Genomic DNA, 16,231 nt, shown 5'->3' with positions numbered 1-16,231 from the left:
CTGAGTTCCTCAGCGTACGATAAATTCGGCGTGCAGCGCTCCGGCGGCTTTGATCGTCTTCAAAATGTCGATCATGTCGCGGGGCGACACCCCAAGCGCATTCAGACCTGCCACAACTTCGGACAAGGTTGCTGCTTCGGGTATTTCAGCCAGTCCGGTGCCTTCCTCTTCTTCTATTCCCGCGATTGTTCTGGGCACCACAACGGTTTCGCCGCGCGCGAAGGGGTTGGGTTGAACCGCAATCGGCGCCTCTTCGACTGTTAGCGTAAGGTTGCCCTGCGAGACCGCCACGCGGGATATCCGCACTTCCTGCCCCATCACAATCGTGCCCGAACGCTGATCGACCACGACGCGGGCCTTGGTTTCGGGTTCGACCAGAATGTTCTCGATCCGCCCAAGCGCGTGGGCGGTCGAAATTGCCTGCGTTGCCGCGATGTTCAGCTCAACCGTCCCGGAATCGCGCATGATGGCCACCGCGCGGTTGAACTCGGTATTGATGGCAAGCTCGATCCTGCCTGCCGTAGTAAAATCCGGCTCTCGCAAAGCAAGGCGCATCTGGGTAAGAGCCGAAAGTTCGAAATCGATTTCACGTTCTACCCTTGCTCCGGAGGGGATCACACCGGAAGTAGGAACGCCCTGCACAACCGAGGCGGCCTCTCCCTCAGCCGACACGCCGCCTGCCAAAACGGTGCCTTGCGCAACAGCGTAAATCTGCCCGTCAGCAGCGTTCAATGGCGTCATGATCAGCGTACCGCCCAGTAGACTTTTGGAATCTCCGATGGCAGAGACCGTCACGTCGATCTGCCCCCCAACGCGCGAAAAAGGCGGCAGGCTTGCAGTCACTAGAACAGCGGCCACGTTTTTGGGGCGGAAGTCCTCGCCGTTGACGTTGACGCCCAACCTTTCGAGAATGTTGGACATGATCTCTTCGGTAAAGGGCGAATTCCTGAGCCCGTCACCGGTTCCATTCAGCCCCACAACCAGACCGTAACCGACCAGATCGTTTCCGCGGACTCCGTCGAAGTCCACCAGATCTTTCAGTCGGATCGCGCCGGCGGAGGCCAGGCCAGGAAGCAACATCAGAAGAAAAACAAGAACTCTCATCTCAGGAAATTCACCAGCGACAGGTTCGCGTTGCGAACGGTGACCGAATACAGGCTTTCCAGTTGGAACTGCACGGTTTGCAACTGAGTGGCGGTTTCATAGGGATCCGCCGCGATCAATTTGCTTCGGCTGCTTTGCAGGCTGGTCCGCGCCGCATTATTTCGCGTTTGCGCCTGTTCGATTCGAGCCTCGGTCGCGCCGACATCGGCGCGCAGCCCCACCAACTGATCCTTGGCGTTGACCAGATCGACGCCCAATTGTTTGAACAGGGCCGTTCTTTGTTGCGTCGGGACATTCAGACCGCTGTCCGCGACCACGGCTGCGACTGCAATGTCGCGAATTGCGGCTTTGATGGCTGGGTCGGTCGCTGTCACAGGAATTGAAACGCTTTCATTCTCGGATATCTGCATGGGGGCCAGTTTTGTGCCGGATCCCTGATAAATTACCGCATCGAAACCGGTAGGATCGTTGAACCAATCCTCTGCCCTCTGCCGGATGTCCGCGACAGTAGCTGCGCCCGTCAACTCGGCCTCTAGCGCGGTGATCAGCGTGTCAGCGGACGGAAGCGGAGAGACATCCGTTGCGGTGCCCGAGTAAAGGCTGCGCCCTCCGGCGCGGGTGTTCAACGCAGATACGATCGCGTCCAGTTCGTTTCTGGCCTGAGCCGATGCGTTTTCGTGGGTCACCGCCTGATTTGAGGTGCCAAAGGACAGAAGTGAGGCGGTAATCCCCTCAACAGCGCCGGCAACTGTGTTCAGGCTCAGCTGCATCGCATCCGTGAACAACCCGGCTTCGGCGGTCGATACTTTGAACGCATCCAGTCTGGACAGGCTGCGATCCAGATCCAGCAGATGAGAGTAATCACCGTCCAAATGGCCAGACAAGTCCTGAACCCGTCCGGATGACAATTCGTAGGACAGTGTTTCGATCTGATTTTTGATCTCGGTCGACCGGGTTCTCAGCGTCAATCCGCGCGCCAGATCACCTATGGATGTCAAATTCATCGTCATAACCTCAGCAGAGTGTCCATCATCTCATCCACGGTCGAGATGAGCCGCGCATTCGCGGCATATGCCTTTTCGATCTGCATCAGATTTTGCAGTTCGGTGTCAGTATCCACGCCGCGTTCGGCTTCGATCTTGGCCATTTCTAGTTGTGATTGCTTGGCGAATGTCATGCGCCCCTCGGCGGCATGGGCGTTTGCCCCGGCCTTAGACAGCAGTGCCTCGGCAATTTCCGCAGCTCGCATGTTGCCGGTGCCAAATACCGCCCCGGCAACGGGACGGGCATCGTTCAGGACCGCGCTAAAGGCCCTCAGCTGCGCTGCATCGCCCGGATCCCCTGGAGTGGCGGCGCCGAGGCCCGTCCGCAATTTCCAGCTGTCACCACCAGCATCGGGGTCCACCGTCACGTTCAAGCGTATGCGCGAAGCCAATCCGATTGCCGCAGTTGCGTCGTAGCGATTGCCATCATCGGTGAACACGCCGGGATCAGTTGCCGCGACGGTCGGATCAAGACCGGCGGTCTCGAACCGTTCGATCAGGTCTTGGGCGGCGGTGTCCAAGTGTACTTGAGCCTCAACCGCCAGTTCATCGCGAATCTCGAACTGAGCCGCCAGCGCGCCGCCCCTAAGCTGCGCACTATTGCCGCCGGTGCGCACAGGCTGCCCGTTCACTTCAAGACCGGACAAAAGGCTGTTGGCAATTGTCATGTGCGGCTTGGTTTCGCCGGTAGTCGTAAAACTGAATTCTGCTGCCTGCCCCTCTAAAAGGATCAGGCCGCCGTCTGAATATAGCGACACACGGTCGTTATCCCGCGCTACGACATTAACCGGCATCAGTTCGTTCACTTGATCAATCAATACCTGGCGCTGATCCAGCAAGGCATTGATATCGCCTCCAGAATTCTTGATGCTGGGGATCTTGTTGTTCAGGTTTTCGATGTCCTGCAAGGACTGGCTCAGGCGGTTGACCTGCTTGCCGATGGTCCTGTCTGCGTCCGAACGCGCCTGACGCAAACCTTCGGATGCCGCGTTAAGGCTGTCCGCCAAATTCCGGGCAGCGCGGGCCGCCTGATCCAGCCGCACTTTGGAATCGGGCAAGCTGGCGGCCGTTGTCATGTCGTTCTCAAATTCGGTCAACCGAGAGGCAATGGAATTGGGGTCATCAACCGAACCCACGGCCTTTTCAAAACGGGTGTAGAACTCTGAGATTGCGCTTGTACCAGCAAGATTTGTGTCGGAATCGCGCCGGTTGGCGATCAGGGCCGGGTCCTGATGGCGCGTCACGCCGACGGTGCGCACGCCGTTGCCCGAGATCGGACTTGTCGCCAATTCCAGCGAGCGACGCGCATAGCCCGGTGTCAGGGCGTTGGCGATATTACCCGAGACAACTGCGGCCCCGCGGCTTGCGGCGGTCAGACCGCCCAACGCGTTGTTCAATGCTGTCGTCATGTTCATCGGACAGGTCCTTTCCCTAGCTCAAAGCCCCGGATCAACGTTTGATGTTTGTGGTTTCCTGCAGCATCTCGTCGACTGTCTGGATCACTTTGGCGCTGGAGGAAAACGCCCGTTGCGTCTGGATCATCGAGGTCAGTTCAGTTGCGACATCGGTCGTGGATTCCTCGCGTGCAAAGGATACCAGATCGCCGGTCGGCCCATCGCCCGCGTTCCAAAGGAAGAACGTTCCGCTGTCGCGGGATGGGGCATAGGTCTGATTGTCCAGCGCCGTTAGCCCATTCGGGTTGGGAACATCGACAAGCGGAATCTGGTACACGCGCCGGCTGACACCGCTGTCGTATTGCGCGTAGACATATCCGTTTTCATCCACCTTTACGCCGGTCATCGTCGCAACCGGGGCACCGTCGCGCGTGATTGATACTGGGGCAAATGTATCCGACAGCTGGGTAATCCCATCTTTGTCGCCAATCTGACCGATATTAATCTCCATCGGCCCACCATCTACGTTTACCACAAAACTGCCATTTGCCGGATCGTAAGCACCACCTGAAATGGTAGTCACGCTGGCCAGCGTGCCGCCTGCGGTTCGGCTGTCGGTGAAGGTCAGGCGGTACTCTCCGATCACCGCACCGCCAGATGCGGTATCGCGCAGCGTCATGGTCCATTCATTGCTGGATCCTGTTCCGGGCACAGTCGGGACCAGTTCAATGTTTACGGATTCTGATTTTCCGAGGTTGTCAAAATATTCAACCGACAAAGGCTGTGCGTCACCCGGTGCGCCGGCATCCGTCGCCGTGGCCGGAAGGTTCATGCGCAGGTTCATGCTTGTGGTCGGCGAGCCGGTCAATTGATTGACGCTGAGTTTGACGGGTTCCAGCGCAGCTGGTGTATCCCTTGGCACATTAGGGATCGATCCGTCCGGGCCAGCGGGCCAACCCAACAAAACAAGCCCCGATTGCGTTACCAGATGACCCTGCTCATTGGTGCGAAACGAGCCGGTTGTGGTCAGAAGCATTTCATTCGAGTTTGACGCCACCTGAGAGCTGGGCCGCACGGGTAGCAGGCCACGGCCGCGCACTGCCAGGTCGGTTGAATTGTTCGTTGTGACCAGCGATCCGCGCTGGTCGATCATGCGTTGACTTGTGGTTCTGACACCACCTGCCGAATAGCTTCCGCCCTGACCGGAGGTGACCATCGAGTGAAAGTCGGTCTCGACTCGTTTGTAGCCAAAGGTGGACGAGTTGGCGATATTGTCAGAGATGGTCGCCAGCCGGTTCGCGTTGGCCTTCAAAGCGGCCACACCGGCATTCAGCGAAGAGGAAATTGTCATTGGCACGCCCTTCTGTTGCGTCAAAACGTGATGCAACAGCTAACGTACTGGCCCTTAACAGCACGCTAACAGGTAAAATGCGTTCTATCCTTTTGAATTCTACGGCGTGCGCAGAAAAATGATCTCGATCCTGTTGTTGCGAACCGCCATCGGGTTTTTGGCCGTCAACTCGCGGTCTGCGTGCCCCGTGACCCGATCCAGCCTTTCGGCAGCCAGACCCTTACCTTGCAACATCTGGCGCACGGCCTGAGCGCGGGTCGTCGACAAATCCCAGGCCGGGTTTTGCGCCAGAACGACCGGCGAGGCACGCACATGTCCCTCGACAGCAATGGAGTTCTGCACCAGGTCCGAAGATCGCGCCACCAGCAAGGCGAGCGCGCGCATCATGGCGGTGGGCTTGTCGGTTCCCGATTCGAACAGCGGTTGATCCTCGGTATCGAACAGCTCGACAACCAAGCCTTCGTCAGTGACGCGTGTGACGATATGTTTCCGGACCTTGTCCGAAACCAGACTTTCGCCCGTGCGCCCCAGAAGCTCGGCTTCGAGTGTCGAAAAATCCTCGACGGTCTCTTTACCACCTTCCGCGTTCACGCCGACCGAACCGCGCGCCTGCCGGGCAACCGTCGGGCTTTTCTGGCTGGCGCCCGAACCATCCATCACCATGGTCTTTTCAGAGAACATATTGTTGCCGCCAAAGGCGCCGTCACCGCCGCCTGACACCGGATTCACCGGGATTGTAGGCGAAAAGTAATCCGCCAGTCCTTTGCGTTGTTTTTCCGTCGTTGCATTCAGCAGCCACATCAACATGAAGAACGCCATCATGGCCGTGACAAAGTCGGCATATGCGACTTTCCACGCGCCACCGTGGTGACCTTCGCCACCGGACACACGTTTCTTCTTGATGATGATTGGCGCCGCATTGGATTGCGCACCCATCTCCACCACCTTTTTATCACCCGCTACCGGGGTAGCAGTGCAGGTCTTAAGGCGGGCTTAACGTTTAAAACTGTTGCGATATCGCTGCTACACCAAGGCGGCTCCGGCGCGGCGCAGGATCAGTTGCAGGCGATCAAAGCTGTTTTTGATTCCATCTGTTTCGGGCTTGGCGAAAAAGGCGTCCAGCTCATCATGCACGCGCACGGCCTGATCCAACAGCGGATCGGCGCCCTCAGAATAGAGCCCGGCTTTGATCATCACCTCAGACTGTTCATAGCTGCCAACCAGTCGGCGGGCTTGCGAGATCAACTGGTTTTCTTCCTCGGTGGCCGCATCGGGCAGGCTGCGCGAGACAGAGCGGCCGAGGTCGATCGCCGGAAACCGGCCCCGCTCGGCAATCTCGCGGCTCAGGACGATATGGCCGTCGAGAACACCGCGCAGGATATCGGCTATGGGTTCATCCATGTCCGATCCTGCGACCAAAACACTGAACACGGCCGTGATGTCGCCCTGTTCGCCGGTGCCCGGACCTGCGCGTTCGCAAAGGCTCGCAATCAATGGGGTCACCGACGGTGGAAACCCGCGCAGCGACGGTTGTTCGCCTGTCGTAACGGCAATCTCGCGATGCGCTTCGGCAAAACGGGTGACGGAATCGACCAGAAACAGGACATTCAACCCCTGATCGCGCAGGTATTCCGCCACCGACATCGCGGACCAGGCACAACGGCGGCGCGCAAGGGCGGATTGATCAGACGTAGCGGCCACCACTATCGACCGCTTCATCCCCTCAGCACCCAACGCGTGTTCGACAAATTCGTTCACTTCGCGCCCACGCTCACCGACCAGCGCAACGACAACCACATCCGCATGCATCGACCGCGCCAGCGTCGCAAGCAGCGTGGACTTTCCCACGCCAGAGCCGGCGAACAGTCCTACGCGCTGACCCTGAACGATGGGCAGCATAGTGTTCAGCATGGCAAGACCAGTCTCCATTTGTTGGCCCAAAGGTTTGCGATCGACCGCAGGTGGAGGGGTTTGCATTATGTCCTGCTCCTGAACTCCTGACAGCAGCGGTTTTCCGTCCAATGGATTGCCAAACGGGTCGACCACCCGTCCCAACCAGTGCATTCCCGGCGCAAAGGCTGGTGTTTGGTTCAGAATCACTCTGTCACCAAGGCAGACCCCGTCCGGTGCCGTGGCGGGCAGCATGTGAATCAGATCCGATTCGACATGCAATATCTCGCCTGCCAGATCCGGCCCAGTGCGTCGGCGTAAGGTCACATGATCCCCGATCCGCGCATGCGCTGCGAGGCCATCAACCTCTATAACCCCGCGCGCGACGCTGGCCACATGCCCCATATGGCGTGTAGCAGTCAGGCGGTCGATTTCACATTTCAATAGCATCGGGTCGAGATCGGACATCGTGGGTTCTCCAACGGTTTCTGAAAACGGTTTTTAAAGGAATCGGGGTTAAGCCTTGATTGAAATTGATCGAGGGAGAAGCCCCGATGTTCTATGACCTGAACGTCTTTAAGACCGCGTACGCAATGGCAACCCATGCCGGGCAACGGCAATCCGTCATTGCACGAAACATGGCCAACGCGGATACGCCAGGCTACCAGCCCCGCGATATCGAGGCCTTTCAAAGAGTATTCGAAAGCTCGGGTCGTGAGGTCGCCATGACTGCCACGCGGGCGGGACATTTGAATGGTGTTGGTGGCCCAATGCCCTGGGCTGAGATTGAAGCCACTCCTTCGGGTGACCCAAATGGCAATGGCGTTTCCGTCGAGGAAGAGATGCTAAAGGGCGTTGAGGTCAAGCGTCAGCATGATCGCGCCCTGGCGATCTACAAATCTTCAATGAACATTCTGCGCAGCAGCGTCGGCCGGGCATAAGGGGGCCATAGGATGAGTGACTTTTCTCATTCCCTGACCGCCTCGGCCAGCGCTCTGCGCGCTCAGGCCGCACGTTTGCGCCATGTGTCCGAAAACATCTCGAACGCGGATACACCGGGTTATCGCCGCAAGACGGTACCGTTTGAAGCCGTGAACAAAGACGGCAAAGAAATGGTGCAGGCAGGGCGGGTCAAGCTGGACCGCCGCGCTTTGTCGCGCGTCTATGACCCAAGTCATCCGATGGCCGATGACACAGGCCATTTTCGCGGCTCGAACGTCGATCTGATGATCGAGATCGCCGACGCCCGCGAGGCGCAGCGCAGTTACGAAGCCAACCTCAAAATGTTCGATCAGACACGTCAGATGTCGTCGAGCCTGATGGACCTCCTCAGAAAGTAAAGGACACCAGAATGGATATCCGAGCAATCAATGCGGCCCAGAGTTATGCAGGCGCGCGCCCGGCAACGCAGGCTGATCCAGACCATGCCGGAATGGCGCAGGGGCTGCGGTCTGGGTTTCAGGATTTTGCGGCGACGTTGAAACAGTCCGAGCAGATGTCGCAGGCCGCAATGACCGGGCATGCGGATCCGCATGCCTTGGTTCAGGCGCTGGCGCAGACCGAACTGGCCGTGGAAACGGCTGTGATCGTGCGCAACAAGGTGGTCGAGGCCTATCAGGAAATCCTGCGGATGCCGGTCTGACGCAATGCTCAGCGAAGGTCTGTTCTATGACATCGTACGTCAGGCGCTTTGGGTCGCGGTCATCACCTCGGTTCCGATCCTGGCGGTGGCGCTGGTTTCGGGCCTGATCGTTGGTCTGTTCCAGGCGCTGACCTCGGTGCAGGAGATGACGCTGACCTTTGTGCCCAAACTGATCGCCATAGTCATCGTGTTCTGGATTTCCATGGGATTCATGACCCAGACGCTGGTCACCTTTTTTTCAGGAACACTCATCCCTTTAATCGCAGGAGGTCGCTGATGGATACCGCCTATGTCACCCTGTCCCGGCAATCGGGTCTGATAAACGAAATGCGGCTGGTCGCGAACAACATCGCCAACGCAAATACCACGGGCTACCGCGCGCAAGGTTTGGTGTTCTCGGAATTCGTGCGCGATATGCCCGGAAATCCATCCCTGTCCATGAGCCGTGCCGAAGTGCGCAATACTTCGCTGCAGCAAGGCGTGCTGACCGAAACCGGAGGGCAGTTCGACTTTGCCATCGAAGGGGATGGGTTCTTTATGGTCGAAACCCCAGCGGGCAATCGGCTGACCCGGGCTGGTGCTTTCTCGTCCAGTGCGGACGGGGATCTGGTGACCATGGATGGGCACCGCGTTCTGGACAGCAATGGCGCGCCCGTTTTTATCCCGCCTGATGCGTCATCCATTGATGTCGGCAGCGACGGCACGCTGAGTGTCGACGGGCAATTGCTGGGCCAGATCGGGGTTTACGGCGTTGCCGATCCTAAAACGCTGATGCGTGAAGGCAGCACGCAGTTCCGAGCCGAGGGTGACATTGAACCAGTCGAAGAGCCGGTGGTCGTTCACCGTTTTCTCGAAGGATCGAATGTGAATGCCATCGCGCAGGTCTCGCGCATGGTCGAAATCCAGCGCGCCTATGAATTGGGTCAGAGCTTTCTGGAAGCCGAAGACGAACGGGTGCGCGGTGCGCTCAAGGCGCTGATGCGATGATTTGAACAAGGAGAATTTGACATGCGAGCTTTGAAAATTGCGGCAACGGGAATGACGGCGCAGCAAATGCGGGTCGAGACGATCTCGAACAACCTCGCGAACATGAACACTACGGGCTACAACGCGCGGCGGGCCGAGTTTGCCGATCTGCACTATCAGCAGATGGCGCGGCCGGGTGCGGTCAATGCCAATGACGGCACGGTTCTGCCAACGGGTATCCAATTGGGCCTTGGGGTGCGCCCGGCTGCCGTGACCACGCAGCTGTCGCAGGGCGCCCTGTCAGCCACCGGAAGCGATCTGGATGTTGCAATCGAAGGGCGCGGTTATCTGGAAGTGACGCTGCCCAACGGACAGTCCGGCTATACCCGCGATGGCAGCCTGAATCGATCCGCTGAGGGGTTGATCGTAACCTCGGACGGGTTTGCCGTAGCACCCGAAATTACCATTCCTGACGATGCGCGGTCGATCTCGATTAACCCAGCGGGCGAGGTTTATGCCTATTTCGACGACGCGCCAGAGGGGCAACTGCTGGGAGAGTTCACCCTGGCCAGTTTTTCCAACGCCAAGGGGCTCGAGGCGATTGGCAGCAACCTGTTCAAGGAAACCGAAGCTTCGGGCGCGCCTGTGGTTGGCGCACCTGGAGAGGATGGGGTGGGCACGCTGCGGCAGGGCTATCTTGAGGACAGTTCGGTCGATGCGGTGCGCGAGGTCACCGAACTGATCGAGGCACAAAGAGGATATGAAATGAATGCCAAGGTCATATCCGCCGTCGATCAGATGATGGGCGCAACGACGCAGGTGCGGTGATGCGGGTTCTGAGCTTTGTTCTGGCCTTGACGGCTCCGATCCCGGCAATGGCTGAAATTGTGGTGTCGAAACGTACCATCCGGGCCAAGGAAATCATTTCAGCCACTGACCTGGAAACCAAGGATCAGATGGTTCCAAACGCGGTGAGCAGTGCGGACTTTCTGGTTGGGCAAGAGGCGCGCGTCGCACTGTACCCTGGGCGTCCGATTCACGAGGGCGATTTCGGTCCTCCGGCAATTGTGGATCGAAACGATCTTGTCGTTCTTGTTTTTGACCGCCGCCCCCTGTCCATCACCGCCGAAGGTCGCGCATTGGGTCGCGGCGCGGTCGGGGATCGTATCCGGGTCATGAACCTGTCGTCACGCACAACCGTCACCGGACGTATCCGGCCGAACGGCCAGATTGAGGTAAAATGATGTCAGCACTTTCTAAAACTCTGTTGGTTGCCGTTCTCATCGTGTCGGCCTGCGGCCGCGTGGATCACCTTGGCAAACCGCCAAGCTTTACGTCCAATGATGAGTCGCCGGAACATGTGGCGATGCTTTGGCCGGGTTTGCCCTTGCATACCCAACCGGCGCGCAACGTTGACAAATCATCGCTTTGGAGCGGTGGCCAGCAGTCCTTGCTGGGAGATCAGCGCGCGATCAAGAAAGGGGACATCATGACGGTCGTGATCGAGTTGGACGAAAAGGCCGAGATATCGAATGACACCAACCGATCCCGTAGCGGCTCGGAAAGTCTTGAGGTGCCGGGGCTTTTTGGATTACCGCAACGCGCGGCTGAGCACCTGCCAAACGGCGCATCCCTGGACGAAGCTGTTTCGATCGATTCCTCGTCGACCAGCAAAGGCAAAGGATCAGTAAAGCGAAAGGAAAAGCTGACCCTGCGGGTGGCCGCAACCGTGATTGATGTTTTACCAAACGGGGTGCTTTCGATCTCGGGGTCGCAGGAATTGCGCGTCAACTTTGAGCTGCGTGAACTTTTGGTCGCGGGCTACGTGCGCCCTCAGGATATCTCGCGCCAGAATGAGATTACCTACGACAAGATCGCGTCGGCGCGTGTGTCCTACGGTGGTCGCGGTCAGATCTCTGACGTTCAGCAGCCCCGTTACGGGCAGCAAATCCTGGATTCAATTTTGCCATTCTGAGGGGAGAGAGTGATGAAAAAACTGATCCCGGTCGTCCTTCTTTTCGCGGGCTTGGGTGGCGGCATCGCGGCAGGCGTGTTTCTGGCCCCTTCGGACAAAAAGGCAGACGTTGCCAAAGATATGAACGTCGAGTCAAAACAAGACAAGACTAGGAAGAAAGATCCGAATACCACGACAAATAAGTCCGGCAAAGCGGACAAAAAGGAAGGTTCGGGTTCTTATGAGTATCTGAAGCTGACCAAGCAATTCGTGGTTCCGATCGTGGAATCTGATCGGATTGCAGCACTTGTCACCATGTCGCTAAGCCTTGAGGTCACACCTGGAATGGCCGAGCCGTTCTATGCCTCGGAACCCAAACTTCGTGACCGCTTTTTACAGGTGCTGTTCGACCACGCCAATACCGGTGGTTTTGACGGGAATTTCACCCGCTCGGATAACCTGGGGGTCTTACGCGAGGCACTGCTGGATGAGGCGCGCAAGGATTTGGGGAACGATGTCTCAAAGGTTCTGATCATGAGTGTGAACCGTCAGGATACGTGACGGGTCGGCGGGCCTTGGTTGGATCACGGGCAGGTCCTTACTGGGGTTTTTTGCATAAATTTGAAACCGCCTGCTTGCGCCCGAATGCGACGCGCAGATTCGCAAGGGCCGTCAGCTTTTGTGCTCGTAACCGCGCAAGTTGCATGTTGAGCTGCCTGCGTGTCGCCGATTCCCACCCGTTCCAGAGAACATCCGTTCCGGTAACACGGTAGCCTTCTGCAGACGCTGTCTCTTGCCGGGTTTGTTGGACTTGGGCGTCAAGTCGGGCCAATTGCTGTTGTACCCGTGCCTCGGCCTCCAGCAGCGGGCGCAGGGATTGGTATTCTCGCTGAAACGAGGCTTCGGTCACTTTGGCCAGATCCTGCAGCTGTGTGCGTTGCATCAGATTTGCCCCTTCACCCGTTTGCGCATCGCCTCAGCAAACCGGATCGCAGCGGCGACGGGGCGGTAATGTTCTTCCGAGATCTGCTGCCCGATCTCGACCGTGGCATGCAGAGCACGCGCCGTTGGCGGATCCGGGTGGATTGGGACGCCGGCATGCCCGGCGGCCTCGCGAATGGCGGCTGCGACGGAATCCACGCCCTTTGCCACGCAGACCGGTGCCGATCCGGCGGTCCGGGACCATTTCAGCGCGACGGCAAAATGGGTTGGGTTGACGATTACAACATCGGCTTTTGGTACCTCGGCCATCATCTGATTGGTTGCGATGTCCTGGGCGCGCTGGCGGCGCTGCTGTTTTACATGCGGGTCGCCTTCGGCATCTTTGGTCTCATCCTGGATTTCCTTGCGCGACATCCGGTTCTTGCGCATGTGTTCGGCGTATTGCCAGACATAATCGATCACCCCGATGGTCAGAGCCACCGCAATGACGATGAACATGAACCGAATTAGCAGATTCATCATAAACATCACTGAAGACTGGGCTTGCGTCGCGCTTGCAGACAGAATCTCGCTGAGGTTGGCGCGCAGAAAAAGCGCCAGGCATGTGCAATAGATCACCAGTTTTGCAAAGCTCTTGGCAAATTCGAACAAGCCGCTGCGTCCAAATTTGTTCTTCGCATTGGACGGTATCGAAATGCGCGACAGCTTGGGTTTCAGTTTGGTGGGCGCAAAAACAAGCGCACGTTGCGAAATCAGGCTGAGCAGGACGGCGGCAGCAGGCAGGCCAAATAGGACCGGAACAGACCAAGCAGCCGCCTGAAGCATCCCCCCCACGGGGCTGGAAGCCGAACCTGTTGTCAGCAGTTGGCCAAAATCATCAGCCTGATCAATCAACACGACGAACAATGTGCCCATACGGTCCACAGCGAATTGCCCCGCAGCAAATATGGCAATCAGCAAACCGACATAGGCCGCTACGACGTTCAGATCGTTGGACTTGGCGATTTCCCCTTTTTCGCGCGCCTTCTGCAGCTTTTGCGGTGTCGCCTCAAAGGACTTGTCACTGTCGTCGTCCTGACCGCTCATCTTGCAACCTCAAGTGGGTTCACAATGAAGGCGAACAGGGCATCGGACCACACCGACAAGATCAAAGGGGTGCCCGCAAACAGCAGAAACAAACCCGCGAAGGTGATCGCGGGGGCGCCGACAAAGGCCACCATCAACTGCGGCATCGCCCGGTTTATGACCCCAAGCGCAAGGTTATAGATCAGCGACGCGATGACAAAGGGCATGGCCAGGCTGAACGCCAGACCAAAACTGCGCGCGATTTGTTGCACGCCCCACTGCGACAGGTCCGGTGCCAGTGGAACAACGCCCATTGGAAACAGCGTGTAACTGTGGATCAAGAACTGCGCAACGCGGATGTGCAGGCCCAGCAGAACCGCCAATGTCAGACCTGCGAGTGTCAACAGATATCCCATTGCAGGAACAGGATCGACAGCGGCCCCGCCCAGAATCTGTGACAGCGATGTCGATTGCGCCGCGATGGACCCCGCAGTTTGCAAGGCCAGCACGAACAAACGCAAACCAATGCCCATTGCCAATCCGACAAGTGTTTCGGTGCCAATCATCCGCACCAAAGGCAACACACCTTGCCCGTGGTCGGGCGCAGGAACAGCGGGCGTAACGATCAGTGTAAATGCCGCGGCGATCCCCAGCTTGAGGCGGGTTGGAATGCTGCGTTCCCCGAAGGCGGGTAATAGCGATACCAGCGCCGACACGCGCAGGAAGACAGCAAAGAGGTGCCACAGGCCATCTGCCAGTTCCGGTAGCAATGCGGGCGGCACGGCGATCATGCGGGTATCGTTCCGACCAAAGCGGGTCTGGCCTCGAGCCCGATTTCCTCAAAGGACAGGACCGGATTCGACACCCCCCGCGCCTGCATGATCGTGCGCAGCAGTCGACGCCGGCGGGTCGAGGTCACGACGGCCGGGAACACCCCGTGATCAGCGGATTGCGAGACGGTTTCGACGACACCATCTGCCAGTTTGTTGAACAGGTTCGGCGGCAGGGCGACATCCAATCCGGCGTTGGGCGCGTCGATCTGGTACGAGGCAAACGTGTCTTCCCATTCAGGCGCAAGCTGGATCAGCGGAATGGAACCGTCTCCCCGCTTCATGTCGGCAACCAACTGGAAACCCAATCTCTGCCGGACCAGTTCGCAAATCCCTTCGGGTTGGGTCGTCGTCAGGCGCGCCTCAGCCACAGTTTCAAGGATCAGGGCCATGTTACGGATCGAGACTTTTTCCTCCAGCAGCAGTCGTAATACAGAATGTAACGTGTCGATCGGCACCTTGTCCGGGATCAGCTCGTCCAGCAGCTTGCGGTTCGCTTCAGCCCGAACCGGATCGCTAAGCCGTGTCATCTCGGACAGCAGGCGGCGCAGGGATTTCAAAGTCAGCAGCCGCGCGAAGTTCTGTTTGATGATCTCAAGCAGATGAGTCGCCAAAATCTCGGGGGGAGAAACGATGGTCGCGCCGCTCAGCGCCGCGGCTTCCTGATCCTTTGGTAGAATCCAGCGCGCCGGGGCGCCATAAACAGGTTCGGTCACATCATTGCCTTCGGGCAGCATGTCATGGCCGTCCTGCACCAGCGCCAATACCAGATCTGGGTTGAGAACACCGCGCGCCTGCTCGACCCCCTGTACCTTGATCACATAGGTTCCCAGTGGAAGTTCTGCCCGGTCGGTCAGGCGGATGTCAGGCAGGATCAGTCCAAAGCCCGAGGCGACATATGTGCGCATATTGGCAATTCGTGCGTCCAACCCGGTGCCGGGGTTGAGAACCATGCTGACAAGATCAGGGGCGAATTCCAGATGAACATCATCCAGATCCAGAATGTCCCCGATGGCTTGGGAAACCGGGGTTTCATCCTCTGATGAAGGTGCCTGTTCCGCGTCTGTTTCGGCCTTTTGTTTGCGGTGAACCGAGTATGCCGCATACCCCAGAACGCCCGCGCCGAGGATGAAGGGCAGAAAGGGCAGGCCGGGCACCAGCGCAAACAAGACCATCAGCATGGCCACTGTACCCAATGCGGCCGGGTGTCGACCCAATTGCGAAAAAATCGCGCTGTCGGTTGCACCCTGAGTACCACCCCGCGCCAGCAATAGCGCCGAGGCGATCGAGATGATCACAGCGGGAATTTGCGAAACCAGCCCGTCGCCGACAGTCAGAATGGCATAGGTCTCAAACGCGGCAGAGATGGGCATTCCCTGCACGATCACGCCCATAATCAGGCCCATCACAAGGTTCAGAAGCGTGATCAACAGCCCCGCAACCGCATCCCCCTTGACGAATTTCGAGGCCCCGTCGAGCGAGCCGAAGAACGTGGTTTCCTGTTGTTCACGTTCGCGGCGCTCTTTCGCTTGCTGATGATCAATGGCCCCGGCGGACATGTCGCTGTCGATGGCCAGTTGTTTGCCGGGCATTCCGTCCAGAGCAAATCGCGCGCCGACTTCGGCCATGCGGGCCGCACCCTTGGTGATGACCATAAAGTTCACGATCAGCAGCACACCAAAAACAACCAGGCCCAGAAAAATGCTGCCGCCCATGACAAAATTCGCAAACCCTTCAATCACGTCTCCGGCAGCACTGGGGCCGGTATGGCCCTGACCGATGATCAGCTTGGTCGACGACACGTTCAGCGACAGCCGCAGCATCAGCGAGGCAAGCAGGATCGTTGGAAAGGACGAGAAATCCAGCGGGCGCTCGATGAACAACGTCAGTGTGAAGATCAGAATCGCCAATGCAAATGAGGCGGACAGGCCAACATCCAGTACCCAGGCGGGCATAGGAAGGATCATCATCACGATGACAGTCATCAACGCCAGCGCCAGCAGCACGGTCGGAGAGAAAAGCGAACGGGCGTCGATCTTGGGCACACAAA

The 16,231-nt window shown here is 58.2% G+C and carries 19 protein-coding genes; 9 read left to right on the top strand and 10 right to left on the bottom strand.

The features are described 5' to 3' along the window. Positions 1-9: 9 nt before the first annotated feature. From AC2FIO_RS19200 to AC2FIO_RS19175, 6 genes are all read right to left on the bottom strand, one after another. On the bottom strand, positions 10-1,104 hold the full coding sequence (locus tag AC2FIO_RS19200; RefSeq protein WP_496699639.1) for a flagellar basal body P-ring protein FlgI: 1,095 nt from the start codon (positions 1,102-1,104) through the stop codon (positions 10-12). Then, on the bottom strand, positions 1,101-2,108 hold the full coding sequence (locus tag AC2FIO_RS19195; protein ID WP_282120927.1) for a flagellin: 1,008 nt from the start codon (positions 2,106-2,108) through the stop codon (positions 1,101-1,103). The genes AC2FIO_RS19200 and AC2FIO_RS19195 overlap by 4 nt, the downstream gene beginning before the upstream one ends. Before the next feature lie 2 nt (positions 2,109-2,110). Next, positions 2,111-3,562, bottom strand: a complete 1,452-nt coding sequence (gene flgK, locus AC2FIO_RS19190; protein WP_496699638.1) for a flagellar hook-associated protein FlgK — start codon at positions 3,560-3,562, stop codon at positions 2,111-2,113. Positions 3,563-3,596: 34 nt separating this feature from the next. Next, entirely contained in the window at positions 3,597-4,892 is a 1,296-nt protein-coding gene (locus AC2FIO_RS19185) for a flagellar hook protein FlgE (RefSeq protein WP_282120925.1), read from the bottom strand. A 99-nt stretch (positions 4,893-4,991) separates the two neighbouring features. Then, complete coding sequence (locus tag AC2FIO_RS19180; protein WP_496699637.1) at positions 4,992-5,828, bottom strand: flagellar motor protein MotB; 837 nt, start codon at positions 5,826-5,828, stop codon at positions 4,992-4,994. A gap of 87 nt (positions 5,829-5,915) precedes the next feature. After that, the gene (locus AC2FIO_RS19175; protein WP_496699636.1) at positions 5,916-7,250 is read right to left on the bottom strand and encodes a FliI/YscN family ATPase; all 1,335 of its coding nucleotides are present in this window, start codon (positions 7,248-7,250) and stop codon (positions 5,916-5,918) included. Between the two features lie 86 nt (positions 7,251-7,336). Between AC2FIO_RS19175 and AC2FIO_RS19170 the strand changes: the two genes are divergently transcribed. From AC2FIO_RS19170 to AC2FIO_RS19130, 9 genes are read left to right on the top strand one after another with little or no spacing between them, the layout of a single operon-like run. Further along, on the top strand, positions 7,337-7,723 hold the full coding sequence (locus AC2FIO_RS19170; RefSeq protein WP_496699635.1) for a FlgB family protein: 387 nt from the start codon (positions 7,337-7,339) through the stop codon (positions 7,721-7,723). Positions 7,724-7,735: 12 nt separating this feature from the next. Next, positions 7,736-8,122, top strand: coding sequence for a flagellar basal body rod protein FlgC (flgC, locus tag AC2FIO_RS19165; RefSeq protein ID WP_282120921.1), 387 nt, complete (start codon positions 7,736-7,738; stop codon positions 8,120-8,122). A gap of 11 nt (positions 8,123-8,133) precedes the next feature. Continuing rightward, positions 8,134-8,424 (top strand): flagellar hook-basal body complex protein FliE, encoded by a 291-nt coding sequence (gene fliE / locus AC2FIO_RS19160; RefSeq protein ID WP_282120920.1) that lies wholly within the window; start codon positions 8,134-8,136, stop codon positions 8,422-8,424. A 4-nt stretch (positions 8,425-8,428) separates the two neighbouring features. Next, positions 8,429-8,701 (top strand): flagellar biosynthetic protein FliQ, encoded by a 273-nt coding sequence (locus AC2FIO_RS19155; RefSeq protein WP_282170851.1) that lies wholly within the window; start codon positions 8,429-8,431, stop codon positions 8,699-8,701. Next, positions 8,701-9,411: a flagellar hook-basal body complex protein gene (locus AC2FIO_RS19150; RefSeq protein ID WP_282170850.1), complete on the top strand. Its 711-nt coding sequence runs from the start codon at positions 8,701-8,703 to the stop codon at positions 9,409-9,411. Before AC2FIO_RS19155 ends, AC2FIO_RS19150 begins: the two co-directional genes overlap by 1 nt. A 21-nt stretch (positions 9,412-9,432) precedes the next feature. Next, entirely contained in the window at positions 9,433-10,218 is a 786-nt protein-coding gene (gene flgG, locus AC2FIO_RS19145; RefSeq protein WP_496699634.1) for a flagellar basal-body rod protein FlgG, read from the top strand. Then, on the top strand, positions 10,218-10,634 hold the full coding sequence (gene flgA, locus AC2FIO_RS19140) for a flagellar basal body P-ring formation chaperone FlgA (protein ID WP_472722387.1): 417 nt from the start codon (positions 10,218-10,220) through the stop codon (positions 10,632-10,634). Before flgG ends, flgA begins: the two co-directional genes overlap by 1 nt. After that, positions 10,634-11,365 (top strand): flagellar basal body L-ring protein FlgH, encoded by a 732-nt coding sequence (gene flgH, locus AC2FIO_RS19135; protein WP_496699633.1) that lies wholly within the window; start codon positions 10,634-10,636, stop codon positions 11,363-11,365. Before flgA ends, flgH begins: the two co-directional genes overlap by 1 nt. Before the next feature lie 12 nt (positions 11,366-11,377). Continuing rightward, positions 11,378-11,905: a flagellar basal body-associated protein FliL gene (locus tag AC2FIO_RS19130; RefSeq protein WP_496699632.1), complete on the top strand. Its 528-nt coding sequence runs from the start codon at positions 11,378-11,380 to the stop codon at positions 11,903-11,905. Positions 11,906-11,942: 37 nt separating this feature from the next. Here the strand turns inward: AC2FIO_RS19130 and AC2FIO_RS19125 are convergent, their stop codons facing one another. The 4 genes from AC2FIO_RS19125 to flhA are packed head-to-tail and all read right to left on the bottom strand — an operon-like array spanning position 11,943 to position 16,226. Continuing rightward, positions 11,943-12,287 (bottom strand): hypothetical protein, encoded by a 345-nt coding sequence (locus tag AC2FIO_RS19125; RefSeq protein WP_282152839.1) that lies wholly within the window; start codon positions 12,285-12,287, stop codon positions 11,943-11,945. Next, entirely contained in the window at positions 12,287-13,372 is a 1,086-nt protein-coding gene (gene flhB / locus AC2FIO_RS19120) for a flagellar type III secretion system protein FlhB (RefSeq protein ID WP_282152838.1), read from the bottom strand. Before flhB ends, AC2FIO_RS19125 begins: the two co-directional genes overlap by 1 nt. Continuing rightward, the gene (locus AC2FIO_RS19115) at positions 13,369-14,142 is read right to left on the bottom strand and encodes a flagellar biosynthetic protein FliR (RefSeq protein ID WP_496699631.1); all 774 of its coding nucleotides are present in this window, start codon (positions 14,140-14,142) and stop codon (positions 13,369-13,371) included. Before AC2FIO_RS19115 ends, flhB begins: the two co-directional genes overlap by 4 nt. Further along, positions 14,139-16,226, bottom strand: a complete 2,088-nt coding sequence (gene flhA, locus AC2FIO_RS19110; protein ID WP_496699630.1) for a flagellar biosynthesis protein FlhA — start codon at positions 16,224-16,226, stop codon at positions 14,139-14,141. The genes AC2FIO_RS19115 and flhA overlap by 4 nt, the downstream gene beginning before the upstream one ends. Positions 16,227-16,231: the final 5 nt, after the last annotated feature.

Source organism: Ruegeria sp. CDSB086 (assembly GCF_059611065.1).
The sequence above is the reverse complement of the archived record's forward strand: the minus strand, read 5'-3'. Positions and strand labels throughout refer to the sequence as shown.

Coding starts and splice junctions, on each gene's coding strand:
- AC2FIO_RS19200 (WP_496699639.1), bottom strand. CDS start 1,104: ATGAGAGTTCTTGTTTTTCTTCTGATGTTGCTTCCTGGCCTGGCCTCC.
- AC2FIO_RS19195 (WP_282120927.1), bottom strand. CDS start 2,108: ATGAATTTGACATCCATAGGTGATCTGGCGCGCGGATTGACGCTGAGA.
- flgK (WP_496699638.1), bottom strand. CDS start 3,562: ATGAACATGACGACAGCATTGAACAACGCGTTGGGCGGTCTGACCGCC.
- AC2FIO_RS19185 (WP_282120925.1), bottom strand. CDS start 4,892: ATGACAATTTCCTCTTCGCTGAATGCCGGTGTGGCCGCTTTGAAGGCC.
- AC2FIO_RS19180 (WP_496699637.1), bottom strand. CDS start 5,828: ATGGGTGCGCAATCCAATGCGGCGCCAATCATCATCAAGAAGAAACGT.
- AC2FIO_RS19175 (WP_496699636.1), bottom strand. CDS start 7,250: ATGTCCGATCTCGACCCGATGCTATTGAAATGTGAAATCGACCGCCTG.
- AC2FIO_RS19170 (WP_496699635.1), top strand. CDS start 7,337: ATGTTCTATGACCTGAACGTCTTTAAGACCGCGTACGCAATGGCAACC.
- flgC (WP_282120921.1), top strand. CDS start 7,736: ATGAGTGACTTTTCTCATTCCCTGACCGCCTCGGCCAGCGCTCTGCGC.
- fliE (WP_282120920.1), top strand. CDS start 8,134: ATGGATATCCGAGCAATCAATGCGGCCCAGAGTTATGCAGGCGCGCGC.
- AC2FIO_RS19155 (WP_282170851.1), top strand. CDS start 8,429: ATGCTCAGCGAAGGTCTGTTCTATGACATCGTACGTCAGGCGCTTTGG.
- AC2FIO_RS19150 (WP_282170850.1), top strand. CDS start 8,701: ATGGATACCGCCTATGTCACCCTGTCCCGGCAATCGGGTCTGATAAAC.
- flgG (WP_496699634.1), top strand. CDS start 9,433: ATGCGAGCTTTGAAAATTGCGGCAACGGGAATGACGGCGCAGCAAATG.
- flgA (WP_472722387.1), top strand. CDS start 10,218: ATGCGGGTTCTGAGCTTTGTTCTGGCCTTGACGGCTCCGATCCCGGCA.
- flgH (WP_496699633.1), top strand. CDS start 10,634: ATGTCAGCACTTTCTAAAACTCTGTTGGTTGCCGTTCTCATCGTGTCG.
- AC2FIO_RS19130 (WP_496699632.1), top strand. CDS start 11,378: ATGAAAAAACTGATCCCGGTCGTCCTTCTTTTCGCGGGCTTGGGTGGC.
- AC2FIO_RS19125 (WP_282152839.1), bottom strand. CDS start 12,287: ATGCAACGCACACAGCTGCAGGATCTGGCCAAAGTGACCGAAGCCTCG.
- flhB (WP_282152838.1), bottom strand. CDS start 13,372: ATGAGCGGTCAGGACGACGACAGTGACAAGTCCTTTGAGGCGACACCG.
- AC2FIO_RS19115 (WP_496699631.1), bottom strand. CDS start 14,142: ATGATCGCCGTGCCGCCCGCATTGCTACCGGAACTGGCAGATGGCCTG.